Annotated in this window: 14 protein-coding genes; 2 read left to right on the forward strand and 12 right to left on the reverse strand. The window is 69.8% G+C overall.

Features of this window, described 5'->3' with window-relative positions; translation table 11 throughout:
- Nucleotides 1–4,423: SDR family NAD(P)-dependent oxidoreductase (locus HV824_RS17705; protein WP_306465609.1), on the reverse strand; the 4,423-nt coding region annotated here is incomplete at its 3' end.
- A gap of 266 nt (nt 4,424–4,689) precedes the next feature.
- On the opposite strand from HV824_RS17705, the gene HV824_RS17710 reads away from it, so the two are divergent.
- Nucleotides 4,690–5,439: an enoyl-CoA hydratase-related protein gene (locus HV824_RS17710; protein ID WP_176423826.1), complete on the forward strand. Its 750-nt coding sequence runs from the start codon at nt 4,690–4,692 to the stop codon at nt 5,437–5,439.
- A gap of 7 nt (nt 5,440–5,446) precedes the next feature.
- On the opposite strand, the gene HV824_RS17715 is transcribed toward HV824_RS17710, so the two are convergent.
- From HV824_RS17715 to HV824_RS17725, 3 genes are all read right to left on the reverse strand, one after another.
- Nucleotides 5,447–6,922 carry a hypothetical protein gene (locus tag HV824_RS17715; RefSeq protein WP_255208120.1) on the reverse strand — a complete coding sequence of 492 codons (1,476 nt, stop codon included), beginning with the start codon at nt 6,920–6,922 and terminating at the stop codon, nt 5,447–5,449.
- Nucleotides 6,923–7,038: 116 nt separating this feature from the next.
- Complete coding sequence (locus tag HV824_RS17720) at nt 7,039–9,141, reverse strand: hypothetical protein (protein ID WP_176423828.1); 2,103 nt, start codon at nt 9,139–9,141, stop codon at nt 7,039–7,041.
- Nucleotides 9,142–9,151: 10 nt separating this feature from the next.
- The gene (locus tag HV824_RS17725) at nt 9,152–9,637 is read right to left on the reverse strand and encodes a peptidoglycan-binding protein (protein WP_368738072.1); all 486 of its coding nucleotides are present in this window, start codon (nt 9,635–9,637) and stop codon (nt 9,152–9,154) included.
- Nucleotides 9,638–10,024: 387 nt separating this feature from the next.
- Here HV824_RS17725 and HV824_RS17730 point away from each other — a divergent pair, with 387 nt between their 5' ends.
- On the forward strand, nt 10,025–10,918 hold the full coding sequence (locus tag HV824_RS17730) for an SMP-30/gluconolactonase/LRE family protein (RefSeq protein WP_176423830.1): 894 nt from the start codon (nt 10,025–10,027) through the stop codon (nt 10,916–10,918).
- Between the two features lie 6 nt (nt 10,919–10,924).
- On the opposite strand, the gene HV824_RS17735 is transcribed toward HV824_RS17730, so the two are convergent.
- The 8 genes from HV824_RS17735 to ccmA form a co-directional block, all read right to left on the reverse strand.
- The gene (locus HV824_RS17735) at nt 10,925–12,037 is read right to left on the reverse strand and encodes a zinc ribbon domain-containing protein (RefSeq protein ID WP_255208121.1); all 1,113 of its coding nucleotides are present in this window, start codon (nt 12,035–12,037) and stop codon (nt 10,925–10,927) included.
- Between the two features lie 96 nt (nt 12,038–12,133).
- Nucleotides 12,134–12,685 carry a redoxin domain-containing protein gene (locus HV824_RS17740; RefSeq protein WP_176419309.1) on the reverse strand — a complete coding sequence of 184 codons (552 nt, stop codon included), beginning with the start codon at nt 12,683–12,685 and terminating at the stop codon, nt 12,134–12,136.
- Entirely contained in the window at nt 12,685–14,706 is a 2,022-nt protein-coding gene (locus HV824_RS17745) for a heme lyase CcmF/NrfE family subunit (protein ID WP_176423832.1), read from the reverse strand. Before HV824_RS17745 ends, HV824_RS17740 begins: the two co-directional genes overlap by 1 nt.
- On the reverse strand, nt 14,703–15,182 hold the full coding sequence (locus tag HV824_RS17750; RefSeq protein WP_163785999.1) for a cytochrome c maturation protein CcmE: 480 nt from the start codon (nt 15,180–15,182) through the stop codon (nt 14,703–14,705). The genes HV824_RS17745 and HV824_RS17750 overlap by 4 nt, the downstream gene beginning before the upstream one ends.
- A 6-nt stretch (nt 15,183–15,188) precedes the next feature.
- On the reverse strand, nt 15,189–15,377 hold the full coding sequence (gene ccmD, locus HV824_RS17755) for a heme exporter protein CcmD (protein WP_176419311.1): 189 nt from the start codon (nt 15,375–15,377) through the stop codon (nt 15,189–15,191).
- A gap of 2 nt (nt 15,378–15,379) precedes the next feature.
- A complete protein-coding gene (gene ccsA / locus HV824_RS17760; RefSeq protein WP_176419312.1) occupies nt 15,380–16,093 on the reverse strand; it encodes a cytochrome c biogenesis protein CcsA in 714 nt (237 codons plus the stop codon).
- 3 nt (nt 16,094–16,096) lie between these two features.
- Entirely contained in the window at nt 16,097–16,798 is a 702-nt protein-coding gene (locus HV824_RS17765; protein ID WP_163786002.1) for a heme exporter protein CcmB, read from the reverse strand.
- Entirely contained in the window at nt 16,795–17,454 is a 660-nt protein-coding gene (gene ccmA, locus HV824_RS17770; RefSeq protein ID WP_176419314.1) for a heme ABC exporter ATP-binding protein CcmA, read from the reverse strand. The genes HV824_RS17765 and ccmA overlap by 4 nt, the downstream gene beginning before the upstream one ends.
- Between the last annotated feature and the right edge of the window lie 27 nt (nt 17,455–17,481).

Consider the following 17,481-nt stretch of genomic DNA (forward strand, 5'->3'; position numbering starts at 1 on the left):
CTGAATCCCTGCTCAAGCGCCTGCTTCCCCCGGGCGCGGCGCCCGGGGGAAGCAGGCGCTTGAGCAGGGATTCAGCCAGCGACACGACGTTGGGCGTGCTGAAGGCGAAGGTCGCGGGAATCTTGCAGTCCAGCGTCCGCTCGAGGCGCAGCCGCAGCTCGACACTCATGATGGAGTCCATGCCCAAATCGAAGAAGCCACGCGTCGGGTCCACGCTCCCGGCGTCCGGGAGCCGCATGGCGGTGGCGAGCTCGGCGCGCAGATGGGCGATCAGCCGTTCCTGACGTGACTCCACGTCCAGGGATGCCAGCTCGGCGCGCAACTGTCCGCGAGCGGCGCCGTGAGATGCCGCGCCCTCATCGAGCTGCTTGAGGAGCCCGCGCTCGCCAAAGGACTCGAACAGCGGGCGGAAGCGCTGGAGGTCGAGGTTCGCCACCGAGGCGAGGTGCCGGTCCGTGCGCAGCAGCGCATCGAAGGCGGCCAGTGCATCGGCGGCGGCCATGGCCTGGAAACCGGAGCGGTCGGAGATGCGGCGCTCCTCTTCCGAGGCCTGACGCATGTACTCCCACCGGCCCCAGCGAACGCAGAGGACGGGGAGCCCTTGGCTGTGCAGGTGCTCCGCCAGCGCCTCCATCCCGGCGTTCGCCGCCGTGTAGTGGGCCAGCGCCCGCGAGCCGAGCACGCTGGTGATGGAGGAGAACAGGACGAACATGTCAGGCCGGGCGTCGCGGCAGGCCTCGTACAGGTTCCACGTCCCTTCCAGCTTCGCGCGCATCAGCGCCTGCGTGTCACCGGGTTGCAGCTCCATGAGCGTCTTCGGGGTGATGGACGCCGCCGCGTGGATGACCCCGCCCAGTCTGGGCCAGTCCCGGCCGAAGCGACGGGCGACCCGCGAGAGTGATGGGGCATCACCGACATCGCACGCTTCGGTGCAGACGGTCGCGCCCATCGCCTTGATGGCGGCGACCCGGGCCGCCACGCTGGCGTCGTCGCTCAGGCCCTGGCGGCCTTTGCGGCTGAGCAGCACGAGGTGCCGCGCGCCACGGGAGACCAGCCAGCGCGCCATCTCCAGGCCCAGGTCACCCAGGCCACCTGTCACCAGGTAGGACGCCTCCGCGTGCACCCGTGGATGGGTGTCCTCGCGAGCCCCCTGAGGCGCCTTCGCCGTCTCTGGAGGCGCCCGCTTTACGAGCCGGGCTCCGAGGCGCCGGCCCGCGCGGAAGGCAACCTGGTCCTCGATGGACGCATGAACGAGTTCGTCCGCGAGCAACGCGGTGAGCTCTGGCGTGGCCACGCCTGGCTCGAAGTCGATGAGCCCACCCCACAGGAGGGGATGCTCGAGCGCGATGCTCCGGCCCAGTCCCCAGAGACTGGCGCCGACAGCGCTTTCGAGCGTTGCGCCGTGAGCGCCCTGGGTCACCAGATGAAGTGGCATCTGGCGTGACTCCGCCGGACCCCCGGCGTGCTCCCCGTGGCGCAGCAGCGTGCGCAGGAAGGTGATGCATCGGTTGGACGCGGCCTCCCACGCCCTGGGCCGACCCTCGCGCCCGCCATCGAGGGCAGGGGAGGACAGGTAGACGGCGCGAACCGCCCTGCCCGCTGGAACGGACGCGAGCGCCTCGGTGACGGCGTCCTCACAGAAGCGTTCCCAGCGGGCGGCGTCCGTCTGGTTGCCTGCCTCGGGTTGGGAGACACTCGCCACGTGCCCCCGTGCACCCAATGCCGCGGCCAGGCCCTGGCCATGCTGTCCGCCCTCGTCGACGATGAGCCACAGGGCTTCGCCCGCTTGCTCTCGCGCCTCGCGCTGCTCGGAGGCCAGCTCGCGCCATTCGACCTCCCAGTGCCAGTCGTCATGGGCCCGCTTCTCCGCCACCGCCGTGCCCTGGAGCACCACGCCTCGCAGTTCCACGACGGGGCGCTCCCGCGCATCCCCTAGGAGGATGTCCACGGCGCAGCCCCCCGCGTCGGCCGTGAGCAGCCGGACGCGGGTCGTGACGGTGCCCGCGTAGTCGCGTGGCCAGAGGCGCATGTGTTCAATGTGCGTGGGACGCAGCAGACCCCAGGTGTCGCCGTGAGGGGTCAGCGTCTTGAGGTGCTGGAGGGCCCGCCGCAACGCCGCGCCCGGTAGCACCCACGGTTCGTCGGGAAGGGCCTCGGTGGGCAGCAGCCCGCCGCTCGCTGTGTCCCAGGCGTCGGCGGTGGCTGGCTCCACCCGCTCCACCTGCGCGAGCCCGCTCAGGCACGGCCGCCAGGCGCCCGCGCCGCCATCCGCCCGGCCATGGACCGACAGCGTGACACAGCCTTGTTCGCCGGGCGCGAGGAGCGCCTGGAAGTGCCGAAGGTCCGCGTCCGGCGCCGCGTCAGGGGCGGGCAGGGAGAGCCCCTCCGCGCGCAGGGCCTCGCGCTCGCTCACCTTGCGGAGCGCCGCGGCGGCCAGCTCCAGGGCCAGCCAGCAAGTCCAACCCGAATGGCCGGCATCGCCCTCCGGGCCCGCGAAGCGCTCCCGGAGCGTCCGGGTGACTTCGGACTGGATGAGGTGTCCTCCCGCCTGTTGCGCCAGGCCCAGCACCTGCTGGAGGAGCGGATGGCCGTCGTGTGCGTCGCCGCGCCGGAGCGGCTGGTACCCGGGGCGCCGCGTGAGCCAGTGGCGTGTGCGCTGCCATGCATAGGCGGGCAGGGACACCACCCGGCCGCGTGGGTACTGCTCCGCCCAGTCGACGTCCTCTCCCTCCAGATAGCGAAGCAGCTTCCGGGCTTCCAGCGCGCTGACGGCGGACTCCAGCTCGCGACGGCTGTCCCGCTGGAATGCACCCCCAGCCAGGAGCCGGTCGAGTGACGCCACGAGCTGGTCCCGGCTCTCACCCACCGCGAGCGCCCGGGCGGAGTAATGGTCGCGGCGGACGGCTGCCGTGTAGCAGAGGTCCGCCAGCTCCTCGTCCGGCGCGCTGGCGAGCCGCGCGCGGAACCGGACGAGCATGGCGCTCAGTGCCTGTTCATCCTGCGCGGAGATGGGGAGGAGCCACTGTGCGCGCGTGAGGGGGGCCGGGACGTCGACGGGGGTGGGGGCCGCGCCGAGGAGCAGATGCGCGTTGCTCCCGCTGAGGCCGAACGAGCTCACCGCGACCACGCCCTGCTCCTTGCCGCGGGGCAACTCGGCGAGCGACGTGGAGACCCGGATGGGAGGCCGCCAGTCGATCTTCGGGCTCGGTACGTCGAAGTTGATCTGCGGCGGTATCTTCCCGTTGCGGAGGATGAGGATGCCCTTGGTGAGGCTCGCCATTCCGGCCGCGGACTCCAGGTGGCCGATGTTCGCCTTCACCGACCCGACGCACAGGGCGTCGTCGGTCGCGCGGTTGGCGCCATAGACGCGGCCGATGGCGCCCATCTCGATAGGGTCTCCCAGCGGCGTGCCCGTGCCGTGCGCTTCGAGATAGCCGACCTCCGTCGGCTCGACACCGGCGGCCTCGAGCGCATGCCGAAGGACGGCCTCCTGGGCCTTGCCGCTGGGCACCGTCACTCCGCCGCTGGGGCCGTCATGGTTGCTCGCTGTCCCCCGGAGCACCGCGAGCACCCGGTCCCCCTCTTCGAGCGCCCTGGACAAGGCCTTGAGCACCACGACGCCGCAGCCCTCACCTCGCACGTAGCCATTGGCCGCGGCGTCGAACGCCTTGATGCGTCCATCCGGTGACTGGGCGCCAATCTTGGACAGGCTGATGGTCGTCTGCGGTTGGAGCATCAAGCTCACTCCACCCACCAGGGCGGCCTCGCAGTCCCCCGCACGGATGCTCTGACAGGCCAGGTGCGCGGCCACGAGCGAGGACGAGCACGCCGTATCCAATGTGAGGCTGGGCCCCATCAGCCCCAGTAAGTGGGACAGCCTGCCTGACAGGAAGCTGCCCCCGACCCCGGAGGCGGTGTATGCGTCAATGCGCGCGGGATCCTCGGACTGCATCCGCGCGTAGTCGTCATACATCATCCCCATGAACACGCCGGTGCGCGTCCTGAGCAGCCTCTTTCGCACGAGCCCCGCGTCGCAGACCGCCTCGACCGCGACCTCCAAGAGCAGGCGCTGCTGCGGGTCCATCCGGGATGCCTCGCGTGGGGAAATCTGGAAGAAGCCCGCGTCGAAGCCGTCAATTTGATCAAGGAATGCGCCGTAGCGCGTAGTCATCTTTCCGGGCGCTTCGGGATTCGAATCAAAGAAGGCATCGACATCCCAGCGGTCCGCCGGCACCTCCCGGACCATGTCGGACCCGGCGCATATCATTTGCCAGAAGGCATCCGTGTCTTGTCCGCCTGGAAAGCGGCAGGCCATGCCAATGATAGCAATGGGCTCTCTGCGCTGACGCTCGTGGGTTTCGGCCCGCTCCTTCCATTTTCGAGCGGCAAGGAGCGCTTTGCGCTCTGCGGAGAGCGTTGTCATGGGCTCTGGTTGTCCTGGCAAGGTTCGTTTTACCGGTATTGATATGGAGTCTGTATATTTTGTTTCAAGCGATTTATGTCATGGCGTTGTCATGAAAACTATTTATATGAATATGATGTTGGCTAATGGGATGGTTGTGTGTAGTGATTCCAGTCCCGTTGGGAAGGACAACCTGACTCATGAGGTTCTGTGACAACTGATGTCAGGCGGTCATGGTTCAAGGGAACGGAAAATCGTGATCTGCTTTGTTTGGAGGCCTTGATCTCATGACCGGTACATCAATGACGCGCTTGGAAGCCGGGGTCCTCACGCTCACCTTCAACCGGCCGCAAAAGAAGAACGCCTTCAGCGGCGAGCTCTATGACGCCGCGGCGCAGGTGTTGATCGACGCCGACAAGAATGAAGAGGTCCGGGTGGTCGTCCTGACGGGGGCGGGCGACAACTTCACGTCGGGCAACGACATCAAGGACTTCCTCCAGAAGCCGCCCGGCGGCGAAGACAATCCGTTCCTGCGCTTCATGCGCGCCCTCTCCCGGCTCGAAAAGCCGGTCGTCGCGGGCGTGGACGGTGTGGCGGTGGGCGTTGGAACGACCATGCTGCTGCACTGTGACTACGTGGTGGCCAGTGCTCGCGCGATGTTCAGCATGCCTTTTGTCAACCTGGGGCTGTGCCCGGAGGGGGCCTCTAGCGTGCTGCTGCCTCGCCTGGCGGGGATGTCGCTGGCGTCGGAGTTGCTGATGTTTGGAGACGCCTTCGATGCTGCCACCGCGCTGCGGGCGCGCATCGTCCATCAGGTGGTGCCAGAGAACAGCCTCGCGGAGGTGGTGTCTCAGCGCGCTTCGGCGCTGGCAGCGAAGCCCGTGGAGGCGCTACGCCTGACCAAGCGCTTGCTGCGCGAGCCGCTTCGCGCCGAGGTGGACGCGGCGCTCCAGCGTGAAGGAATACATCTCTTTGAGAGAATCGCGTCCGCGGAAGCCCAGGCGGTCTTCGCGGCGTTTCTCAGCGGCCGGAAATAGATATTTCTCAAATCCACTCAAACGTGGGGCCCAGCACGGGGTCTGTCGTGAGAATGAAGGTGCCCTGGAGCATGTCGAGCAGCTCCAGCGGCACCGCGACAGGCCTTGTCGTAGAGACGGGCTCTTCCCGCTGGCCCGCGTGGACCAGCCGCCCGTCCTCGAGAAGGATGGCCCAGTTCACGCCGCCTGCTCTGTCTGAGTGAGGCTGATGGCAGTGCCGTGCGACGGCCGCGCGCGCGGCGGCTGGGAGTTCCGTCAGCGCCGTCTGTCGAGCGGGAGCTTCCAGCCGGCCGTCGGAGCGGAAGCGCACCTCCACCAGGACGACCTGGTTGGGATTCTTGAGCGACGCGGCGACCAGGGCCGCATGCACGCGGCCCGCCTCGTCAATCCAGACGCCCGGCTCCGAGCCAGGCAGTCCGCGCAGTCCGCGGATGAAGGCGCTCGCCGTCCGGCGCAGCCGCCCGGCGCGGGTGGCGCGAACGTGCTGGATGTCCAGTCCGCCCGGGGCCTCGCTCACCAGGATGATGCTGATGCCGTTGCCCACCGCGGCGGGCTGGAGCGTGGCGCGTGCCGCGACGGGAATGGCGGCGAGCTTCACCCGGCTCACTTCCTTGCCCGGGGTGACGTGGGTGGCATCCTGGCTGGACTGGAAGCGGATGAGGCGCAGGTCCAGGGCTCCCGCCCCCAGGAGAGGGATGAAGAGCTCGCCAGCGTGTGTCTCCAACGGTGGGCGGACAAGCCGGGCGGGAGGCGCCTCCAGGTCGAAGCGGAACGGCGCCTGGGGCGTCGCGGGGGGGGCGAGGGCAAGGATGGAGGCACCTTGGCGCCACAGCGTCCAGGTGACAGCCTCGCCGCCCGGCGCGTCGTTCGTCCACGGGGAGAGTGCGTCTGTGGCCTCCGGCTCCACTGTGCCCAGGGCCTGCGCCGTCCTCCGGCTGACGCCGCGTCCTTCTTCGTCCGTCTCGTCCACGAAGACGGCCTGCATCAGCAACGTGTATCCTCCCAGGTGCTGGAGCCAGACGGCACGCATGCCCGAATAGGGACCTCCTCCCATCATCACCCCCACCGAGGCGGGCCCTGGCCGGCCTGTCATGACCTCGAATTCGATGGGGGCCGACACGGCGTCGATTCCCGCCGCCTGGAGCCGCGCAGTCACGCGGTACCGACCCGGCTGGCGGATGGGCACCCATTCCTGGAGCGGCACGACGGACTCGAGCACGCGCCCCGAGCCCAGCCGGACCTGGGGCGCGACGACGCCACCGAGCGGCTGCGTGCCCTCACGCTCGATGACCGTGTAGTGATTGACGGCATGGCCCTTCGGGTACTCGGGGCCTGTGACGGTGTACGTCAGGGATTGGTCGGAGTGCCGGAAGGGGTCGGGAAACTCCAGGGGCGTGGCGCTCTCGTTGGACAGGGCGATGCGCACGTCCAGGTCTTCTGAAGTGACGAGCTGCGCCTTGGACAATCGGAGTTGGATGCGCATGGGCGCACCTCCAGAGGGTGGGGACGGTGTCGTCTTGACTTGGGATGGCGTGGGAGCGGGGTTCGCCGCCGACAGGGTCAGCACGAGCAGCCAGGGCCCGGAGCGGATGGAGGCGCTCATGGTCGCGCGTTCCGGGCACCGTCGCGTTCCAGGGCGCGGGTATTCCATCCCCGCAGGCGCAGGAGACAGAGCCCACAGAAGCGCCGCTCCGTCGCGAAGTCGTAGCCCATCAGGCAGTCCTTCCCGTCGACGTCGTGGCGCTTCGCCTGGGCCCCGCCAATCTCGCGGTGCACGGGGAAGGGGGCATGCGGCAGGAAGAGCTGGTGCCCGATTTCGTGCGCCAGCGTCTGTTCCAGCGTGTTGACGGTGTTTCGGTAGTTGCCCGGCGCGGCGCATTGGATGACGGCGCAGCGGTCCCTCTTCCGCGAGGGGAACTCCGACGCGAAGCCGTTGACGCGAATGCCGCCGACCGTCGTCTCCAGGTTGTAGAGCCCGGAGAACTGAAACAGCGCGATGCCCGCGGCCGTCCCCAGCGCCGAGTCCAGCGCGCGTGTGAGCAGCGTCTTTGCCCAGTCCTTGCACTGCCGGTGGTACTCGCGCGCCTCCAGCAGGGGCACCTTGCGCTCTCGCGTGGGCGCCAGCCACCGGGGGAGATCCGCATCGCCGCAGCGCTTCACGCGCTGCACCTCGGCCAGGAACTCCGCGTGAGTGCGGAAGGTGACGGCGTGGCCGCCCGCCGCGTACTGGTCCACCGCGGGGGCGATGGCCGCCCGGAGCTCCCAGTGCCGGGACGCCGCCACGGCCTCGGCGATGCGCGCGTTGTAGTCCTCGGCGCTCCATCCCGAGCCCCCGCCCGTGCGGTCCTCCAGGCGCAGGAAGGCCTGCTCGAAATGGCCCTGCACGGTGGAGAGCGAGAAGCCGGAGGCGCCCGCGTCCTTGCGCAAGAGACGGGAGAGGTGGACCTCACGCCACGACTCGAAGACGCCGGTGGACGCGCGCACGGCGGCGGGTAGCGGTCCATCATCGTCCACGTCCAGCACCACGCCGCCGTCCCTGCGGCGGTCATAGGCGAGCTGCACGGTGACGCGCCAGGCGTCTCCCGCGATGCTGGACGGCTGGAACACCACGCCGGTGCGACCCGCGAAGGCGCCCTTGGTCCAGGCCTGGCTGTAGGCCGCCCAGCCGCGCTTGTTGCAGGGCGTGACGCGGAAGGGGAAGGCGCCGTCACGGGGCTCGGCCTGGGGCGCGTAGCCGGCCTGCCTGGGGAACACCGCCGAGGACGGCGCGCCGCGCTTGCCACCCACGTCCCGGTGCGCGTTGTCGCCCTTGGGTCGTGACGTCGAACAGTGCCGGTCCAGCGCATGCCTGAGGAAGGCACGGGCCGTGGGGGCATGGTGTTCGAGCGCCTCCGTCTCGTCCTCCCAGTCCCAGAGGAAGCGCACGCGGCCCAGGGCCTTGGGCGCATCCACCCTGTTGCCGCGCGAGTCCTTCAGCCACGCCCGGGCGAACAGCGGAAGCTCCGGTCCGCCGCCCCAGTGCTTCCGGTGCAGTTGGTGGTCGGTGTCGTCGAACATCTCCGATGGCTTCGTCTTGAAGACGTTCCCCACCAGCCGGAGTTCAGCCTTCTCGCCAGGCGCGGGGAGCCGCTTCAACGATTGGGTCAGCTCGCGGTCGCGTGGTCGCGAGAGCACCCGAGGCTCGCCCAGCTCCAGGTCAACGCCCGCCACCAGGACGTGGAAGAACGTCCACGCCACGGGCGCCTGCGCCAGTCCGCTGCCCTGGAGCGTCAGCTTCAGCTTGTAGGGCGAGTGCTCCACCGTGACGACGCCATCCGGAAATGTCTCCGACTCGGGCACGCGGCCATCCCATTTCCACCGGTGCTCGCCTTGGAGCAGCTCCTCGGCGCCCAGCTCACGCGACCACAGCGGCGCCTTGCGGTAGCGCGTGAAGAGCTCCAGCTTTCCGGCGCGCACCCGCCCGCCCGTATTGAGCAGGTGCCACGTCAGCTCCACCGGCTCGACTTCGGGCGCGAAGTGGAAGCCGTCATCCCCCCCCGCCAGCGCGGGGGAGGGCGCGGGGCGGTGGCAGCGGGATTGGGGGCCTCCCGGACTGCGGAGCCGGAAGTCCGCGACGCCATGGCTGGCGGGACGGAGGCGGTTGCGGTTGCGTCCTCCGGGCGCAGCGAGGGCGACACTGGCCGTCAGTGAGATGCGTGCCATGGGTGGAGCCTCAGGCGTCGTGCAGGCGGATGAGCTCGCGGGAGATGTCCGCGAGCTGTCCCGTTTCCGGCAGGCCATGGCGGCGCTGGAACGCTCGCACGGCGGACTTTGTCGATGCTCCGGGCGACCCACGCTCCCCGTCGATGGCGTAGCCCAGGTTGTGCAACCGCTCCTGCGCGGCCCGGAGTGCGTCGGACTCGAAGCCCGGGAGCGACTGGAGCTGCAGCGCCCAGCGGAGCGTCACCGGCTCGGACGCGGCGGCGGGCGCGGTGTCCGGAAAGTCGTCTTCGGTGACGGTGGGCGGGTAGGGCGGTGGCACGCCCTTGGGGGCGGCGGGCGGCGCGCTCCGGCGAGGCGGCGGCGCTGGCGGCCCGGACAGCTTCACCAGCAGCTCCCCCGCGGCGAGGCCCGGCACTTCGTGGCTCAGCGAGCCATCCGCCGCGGTTCTTCCACAGTGCTCGGTGCGGCCGACCGTGAGCACGTATTCCGTATCCACGTAGGGCACTTCCTGTGGATCCACCAGGACCAGATGCAGCCTGCGCTGCTTCAGGATGAAGGTACTGGTGTTTCCTGTCCGGACTGGTGCCGTCCTCGGACTGACCATGCCGCGCTCCCCCCGTGCCTGGATTCGCGATGGTGTCTGCACGTCGTTGAAGGCGTGCCCAAGGTACGGGAACCCGGAGCGCCCTCCATCACCGGAAGTTCTGGGATAACCCTGTTCTGTGCGTCGGGTTAACGGACCTCAACCTGGTGGGTCAGTCAGAGGACGCAAGGCATGGCCAGCCGGGCGAGGCCGCGTCCGCCGCCGCGTGCATGCCCGGCGCGTGCGGCGTGGCTAACTTTGCCACGGACGTTGTCTCTCGCTTTCTTGGAGGCGCCACGCATGCGCACCGCGGACGTTGTCAGGCACGACGAAGCCAGGTGCGTCTGGCCCGCACGGGCCGTGCTCGGCGAGGGCCCCTTCTGGATGGCCAAGGAGGGCGCGCTCTACTGGCTCGACATCCCGGGCCGAAAGGTGCACCGGCTGGAACTCCAGGGCGGTGCGCAGGCGAGCTGGGACACGCCAATGCGTATCGCCTCGCTCGCGCCCCGGCGGAGTGGAGGCTTCATCGCGGGGACGGAGCGGGGCCTGGCCTTCTACGAGCCCCGGAGCGCGCGTCTGGAGCGGCTTCTGGACCCGGAGCCTGAGCGCCTCCACAACCGCTGCAATGACGGGAAGGTGGACCCGCAGGGCCGCTTCTGGGTGGGCACCATGGATGACCACGAGCAGGCGCCCACCGGCGGGCTCTACCGGTTCGACGCCCAGGGGCACCTCGCTCGAATCGACGAGGGCTATACGGTGACGAACGGCCCGGCCTTCAGCCCCGATGGGCGGACTCTCTATGTGAACGACTCGCCCAGGCGCGTCACCTACGCCTTCGCGCTGAGCCCGGACGGCGCGGCCTCCCGTCGCCGGGAGTTCCTCCGCTTCGACGCGCCCCACGGCTTCCCCGACGGGATGACGGTCGACGCGGAGGGCGGCTTGTGGATTGCCTTCTACGGAGGCGGCTGCGTGCGCCGCTTCTCACCGGAAGGCGCGTGGCTGGCCGAGTACCGGCTGCCCGTGGCGAAGACGACCAGTGTCGCCTTCGCCGGGGATGCGTTGGACCGGCTGTTCGTCACCACCGGGAGAGACGGGCTCAGCGCGGAGGAGCTCGAGGCCCAGCCGCTGGCCGGTGGGCTCTTCGAGCTGACACCGGGCGTCCGCGGCGTCGCGCCGGTGCCCTTCGCGGGCTGAACCGGCTCAGCCCACCTCTTCGGTTTCATCTTCGGATTCGTCGTACCGCGGGGCCAGCTCCGCGGCGCGAGCCGCGCGCAGGTGCTGCACGGCGACGAGGCCCACCGCGCCCAGGCCGAAGACGAAGACGAAGGGCCCGGGGAGCAGGCGCATGTTGAGCCCGGCGAAGGCGAGCGCCAGGGCCACCGCGCCCGCGGGCAGGTAGCGCGTCCAGGACGGGCGCTCCACCTCCGGGCGCAGCGCCAGCAGGGCGAGCACGGCCAGCAGCGCCAGCTCCACCACCACCGACGCCGGCAAGTCCCAGCCCCGCAGGTGGGTGACGCCGCCGCCGTAGCTGTAGAGCATGTCGTCGGTGGGCCGCTGCGTGGCGATGACGCGCAGCTCAGGCGGACCCTGGGGCACCGGCGCGTTGCCCGGCACGACGTCCAGGTTCAGGTTCACCGTGCCCCACGGCGCGAACAGCGCCAGCAGGCACACCGCCACGCCGCCCAGGCCCACCAGCCGCGGCATCGCCAGGAGCTGCCGGGGCTCGAAGTACGCGCCCACGCCGTCCGCTCCCGCGATGACCTTGCGGTACTGGTCATGGGCCACCAGCCCCACACCCGCCACCATCAGGAGCGGCAGCACGCCCAGGCTGAGCGAGCGCAGCGCCAGCGCCACCAGCACGGCGGTGGCGGTGGCGGCGGCCTCCGGCGTCATCAGCACCGCGGGCATCCGCTCGGTGAAGCCAGGGGACTGCTCCGCGGCGCGCAGCTCGCGTGCGCACAGCACCGTGCCACTCACCACCGCCAGCAGCGACCCGAGGAGGCCCACGCCGCCGGAGGAGAGCAGGGCGGACAGGGCGACGGCGCAGCCCACCACGATGACCCCCAGCACCGTGGGCGAGTGGGCCGGCACGTGCGCCAGCCACTTCGGTCCATCATAGGGCGGGGCGGACTGGCCCGGGTCCGTCTGGTCCTCGGGCGGAAGCTCGGGCGCGTCGCTCGCGACGTAGGGCCGCGAGTGCTCATCCGCCTCGTCGAGGATGTCCGCCGCGTATGCGGGCTCCTCCAGGTTGCGCTGGGGCCGCGAGGCGCGGAGCGCGGGCCGGGCCCCCGTTCCCTTGGGCGGCTCGGGCATGGTCGCCCCGCAGTTCTCGCAGTACCGCAACCGGGAATTGGAGTCTTCACCACACTCCTGGCACCGCATACCGCCACCTCGTTGGGACGACAGGGGCTACTTCCGAGCGGCCTCGGCGGGGGCGGAGGGCGTGGACAGCTCCTGGATGCGCAGGGCCAGCGTCTGTGGGTCGATAGGGCCCACATGCTTGCCCCGGATGACGCCGTTGGGGTCGATGAAGTACGTCTCCGGCACGCCCGCCACGCCGTAGTCCAGCGCCATCCGCGAGCGCGGGTCCACCAACTGCGGGTAGCTGGCGCCGTGCTGCTGGAGGAAGCCGCGCGCGTTGTCATCGGTGTCCTGGAACACCACGCCCAGGAACACCGCCTGCGAGCCGTACTGCCGCGCGCCCCACTCCAGCACGGGGTGTTCGACGCGGCACGGGCTGCACCACGACGCCCAGAAGTTGATGACCACCGGCCGGCCCTTCAGGTCCGCCAGGCTCACCTTCTCACCGCTGTCCAGCGCGCGCAGCGCGAAGTCCGGGGCCGGCTTGCCCTTCATCATGAAGGGGACCTCGTGCGGGTTGCGCCCGAAGCCCTTGAACAACACGAAGAGCAGGCCCGCGCAGAGGACCACGAAGCCCAGCGTGTAGCGCCAGCCCTTCATCAGGCGGCCCCTCGCTCGGCGTCACCACCCGTGAGCGGGGGCGCACCCACCGCCGGCGCGCCCGCCATGGCCACGGCGGCCTTCCGGCGCGGCCACAGCGAGATGAGCGTGCCCAGCACCAGCAGGGGGATGCTCCACCAGATCCATCCGACGAGCGGGAAGACCCAGATGTTGATGCTCGCCGTGCCGGCCTGTTCGGAGAAGGCCATCAGCGACACGTAGAGGTCCTCGCCCGGCGTCTCCCGGACACCGGGGGTGCCAATGGGGTCCGTGCTGCGCTCGTAGTAGTTGAGCCGCGGCTTCAGCTCGGACACCTTGCCGCCCGGGGACGTCACCTCCACGCGCGCCGCCACGTAGGTGCGGTGGGGCTCCTCGCCGCTGACCAGGCCCAGGTACTTCATCTGGTAGCCGCCCAGCTCGATGACCTGCCCCTTCTTCAGCGTGCCGGAGGTGTGCTTCACGTACGCGGAGGACGCGGCCACCGCGACGATGATGAGCACGATGCCCAGGTGCACCACGTAGCCGCCGAAGCGGCGCTGGGCCTTCAGCGCGCTGGTCGTCAGCGCGGCGACGAGGCCTTCCTTGCGCTCGGCCATGCGCACCCGCACCGGCGCCACCAGCTCCCGCAGGGTGACGACGGTGACGAAGCCCGCCAGCCCGAAGGTCATCAGCGGATACACGCCGCGCAGGCCCGCCGCGAAGCACGCCGCCGTCACCACCAGCCCCACGACGGAGGGGATGATGAACTGTCGGCGCAGCGTGGCGGGATCCGGCTTGCCCCAGGGGAGCACCGGGCCCACGCCCATCAGGAAGAGCACCGCGATGCCGCCCGGCACCGCCATCTTGTTGAAGTACGGCTCACCCACGCTCACGCGCACGCCGCGCACCGCCTCGGAGATGAGCGGATACAGCGTGCCCAGCAGCACCGTGAAGGTGATGGCGACGAACACCAGGTTGTTCACCAGGATGCTCGCCTCGCGGGACAGCGGCGAGGCCAGCTGGCCTTCCGGCACCAGCAGCGGACCGCGCACCGCCAGCAGGCCCACGCACAGCACCAGCAGCACGCCCAGGAACACCAGGAACGTGGGCCCGATGTCGGACTGGGTGAAGGAGTGCACCGAGTTGAAGATGCCCGAGCGCGTCATGAACGTGCCCAGGATGGTGAGCACGAAGGACGCGAGCGCGAGGCTGAGCGTCCACAGCTTCAGCATCCGCTTGCGCTCCTGCACCATGGTGGAGTGCATGAACGCCGTCGCCGTCAGCCAGGGCAGGAAGGACGCGTTCTCCACCGGATCCCACGCCCAGTAGCCGCCCCAGCCCAGCACGGCATAGGCCCACCAGGCGCCCAGGATGATGCCAATGGACAGGAAGAGCCACGCCACCAGCGTCCAGCGCCGCAGGGGCGCCATCCACGCTTCGCCAATCTCGCCGCGCAGCAGGCCCGCCACCGCGACGCCGAAGGGCACCGTCATTCCCACGTAGCCCAGGTACAGCATGGGCGGGTGGATGATCATCAGGATGTGGTTCTGGAGCAGCGGGTTGGGGCCGGGGCCATCCGCCGGCACCGGGGACACCGCGCCCCAGGGGTTGGCCGGGCCCGCGATGAGGAAGGCGAAGAAGACGCCCACCGCCAGCATGGTGCCCAGCGCCAGCTGCATGTAGCGCGCGTGCTCCTTGCGGTGGATGAAGGCGAAGGCGGCGATGTAGCCGCCCATGATGAAGCCCCAGAAGAGGATGGACCCCTCCAGGGCGCTCCACAGCGAGACGATGGTGTAGACCAGCGGCGTGGCCCGGCTGCCCACCTGCGCCACGTAGCGCACGCTGAAGTCGTGCGTGACGAGCGCGTGGACCATCACCAGGTTGGCGCCCACCATGCAGGCGGCGAAGCCCCACACCGCGCGCAGCACCCACGGGAAGCCCGCGTCACTGCGGCGCAGGCCGCTCACCAGGCCAACGAGCGCGCCGAAGGCCGCGAACGCGAGCCCCCCGAGCACCAGGCCGTAGCCCACGGTTCCGTTCACTTCGCACCCATCGCGGTGGTGGCGTCGGAGAGCGTCTCCTGCCACTGACGAGGATCCTCACCCTCCTTGGGGGCGCGGTACTCGTTGGAGTGGTTCACCATCAGCCGGTTGGAGCTGAAGACGCCGGACTTGTCGTAGGTGCCCTCCACGACGACGCCAATCTTGTCGCGGAACATCTGCGGCGGCGTCTCCGTGGAGCGCACCAGCACGCTGGGCGCGCCCTCCTTGACGTCATCCGCCACGCGGAAGTGCAGGGTGGTGTGCTCGGCGTTCCACTGGATGCTGCCCGGCTCCACCACGCCGCCCAGGCGGATGGTGGCCGAGTACGCCTTGTCACCCTGGCCCAGCATCTCCGACGGGCTCCAGTAGTAGACGAGGTTCTCGCCGATGTTGCCGAAGGCCACGAATCCCAGGCCAGCCCCCGCGACGAGCAGGGCCCCCAGGGCAATCAGACGGTTGCGAGCGACGGGGGACATGGCGACTCACTCCTTGGCGTCGGTAAGTGCCTTGGGCCGACGAACCCACAGGGACACAGCGTAGAGAACGAGCATGGCGACTGTAATGCCGTAGCAGGCCCAGACATAGCCCCAGCCGCCGACGATGCGGCCGCTGCCGACCTGTCCGGGCGCCGCCGCGAGGAGCCACAGCCACTGCGTGGAAAGCGTCATCATGGTCAGGCCACCCTCGAGGAGTTGGCGCCACCCGCGGCGGCGAGGTCCGACGGCAGCGCGTCCGGCAGGGCCACCTCCGCCTGGCGCTCCGCCAGGGCCTGGCGGTAGCGCTGCACCAGGAACCAGAGCGTGAGGAACAGCATGCCGAACGCCGACACGCGCAGGGCCAGCGTCATCTCCGGGTCCACCGTCTTCGGCGTGGACTGCACCTGGTGCAGGCTGCGCCACCACCGCACGGAGAACCAGACGATGGGCAGGTTGATGGCGCCGATGATGGCCACCACCGCGCTCCAGGTCGCGCGCTTCTCCGGGTCCTCCACGAAGCGCCGCAGCACCAGGTAACCGGTGTACGTCACCAGCATGATGGCCTGCGAGGTCAAGCGCGGATCCCACGACCAGTAGACGCCCCAGGTCGGCCGGCCCCAGATGGCGCCGGTGATCATCCCCGCGGTGCCTAGCACCAGGCCAATCTCCGCGGAGGCCTCCGCGGTGGCATCCAGCTTCCAGCTCGCCTTCATGAGGTAGCCGATGGCCACCACGAAGTTGATGGCCATGGCCACCATGGCCACCCACTGGAGCGGGACGTGGACGTACATGATGCGCTGCACGTCGCCCATCTCACGGTCCGGCGGTGCCCACGCCAGTCCCAGCCACCACCCCGCGGCGAGAACGACCAGCGCCAGCGCCGGCAGGCCCCACTTGATGAACTTTCCCATCCGTCAGTCCTCGATGATCCGCGGGAACAGCAAGAAGCCTACGCCCCAATAAATCAGATTGAATCCGCCTAAAAGCCCCAGCCATGAGCCAAACTGATTCATGGGGTCTCCCTGAAGTACGAGCGTGGTCGCCTTGGCCGCGGAGAGGAGGGCGGGGATGACCAGCGGGAACAATAGCAAAGGCAGGAGCACATCCCGTGCCCGGGCATTGCTCGAAATCGCGGCGTAGACGGTCCCAGGGGCGCTCAAGGCCAGGCTGCCGAGCAGGAGGATGAGCCCCAGGTCCACCACGCTGGTGACGATGCGCACCCCGTACAGGGCCACCATGACGGGCACCAGCAGGGCGCCCAGGGCCGTCAGCAGCAGGGTGTTGCCCAGGGCCTTGGACAGAAAGATGGCGCGGGCATCCGCGGGCGCCAGCCGGATGCCGTCCATGCACGCGTTCTCCGACTCGACGCGGAACGACTCGCCCAGGGCGAGCACGCTGGCGAAGAGGATGGCCAGCCAGAAGTAGCCGCCGGCGTTCTTCTCCAGCAGCTTCGTGTCGGGGCCCAGCGCGAAGGAGAACATCAGCAGCGTGGCCAGCGCGAAGAAGATGATGGCGTTGAGGCGCGCGCGGGTGCGCCACTCGATGAGCAGGTCCTTGCGCAGCAGCGCCAGGGTCGCCGTCAACAGGCCGATGGGGCGGGGACGCGAGGCGCTCATGCCGCCACCGCCCGGCCTTCCTGCAGGTGAAGCCGCTCTTCACACAGCGTCAGGCCTTGCTCGACGAGGTGGGTGGCCAGGATGACGGTGGCGCCGCTGGCCTTGAGCTGGGCGATGATGGCCTCCATGTCGCGGATGCCCGCGGGGTCCAGCTCGCCGAAGGGCTCGTCGAGCAGCGCGATGGACGGCGCCTTGAGCAGCAGGCGGGCAATGGCCAGGCGCTTGCGCATGCCGGCGCTGAAGCCGCGGACCGGGCTGTCGGAGCGGCGGTTGAGCCCCACCCGGGTCAGCTCCGCGTTGGCGGCGTCCGCGGGCGAGGGCAGCCCCAGGAGCCGGGCCAGCACCGTGAGGTTCTGGTGCGCGGTGAGGTCCTCATAGAGGAAGCTGGCGTGCGACAGCAGCGCCACGTCACGGCGCACCGCGTCGCGCTCCACCACCGCGTCGCGACCGAGCACCTCCACCCGGCCCGCGGTGGGGCTCAGGGCGGTGGCCAGCAGGCGCAGCAGGGTCGTCTTCCCGGAGCCGTTGTGGCCGGTGAGCAGCAGCGAGCGTCCGGCGGGGAGCGCGTACGTGAGACGCGCCAGGGCCCACCGGCGGCCATACCGCTTGCTGACGTCATGCAGGGCAAGCGCGGGGGCGGCGGAGAGGGGAGGCATCGGCGGGGGCGTTCGTATCCGGAAACC

This window comes from Myxococcus sp. AM009 (assembly GCF_013372605.1).
GTDB lineage: Bacteria > Myxococcota > Myxococcia > Myxococcales > Myxococcaceae > Myxococcus > Myxococcus vastator.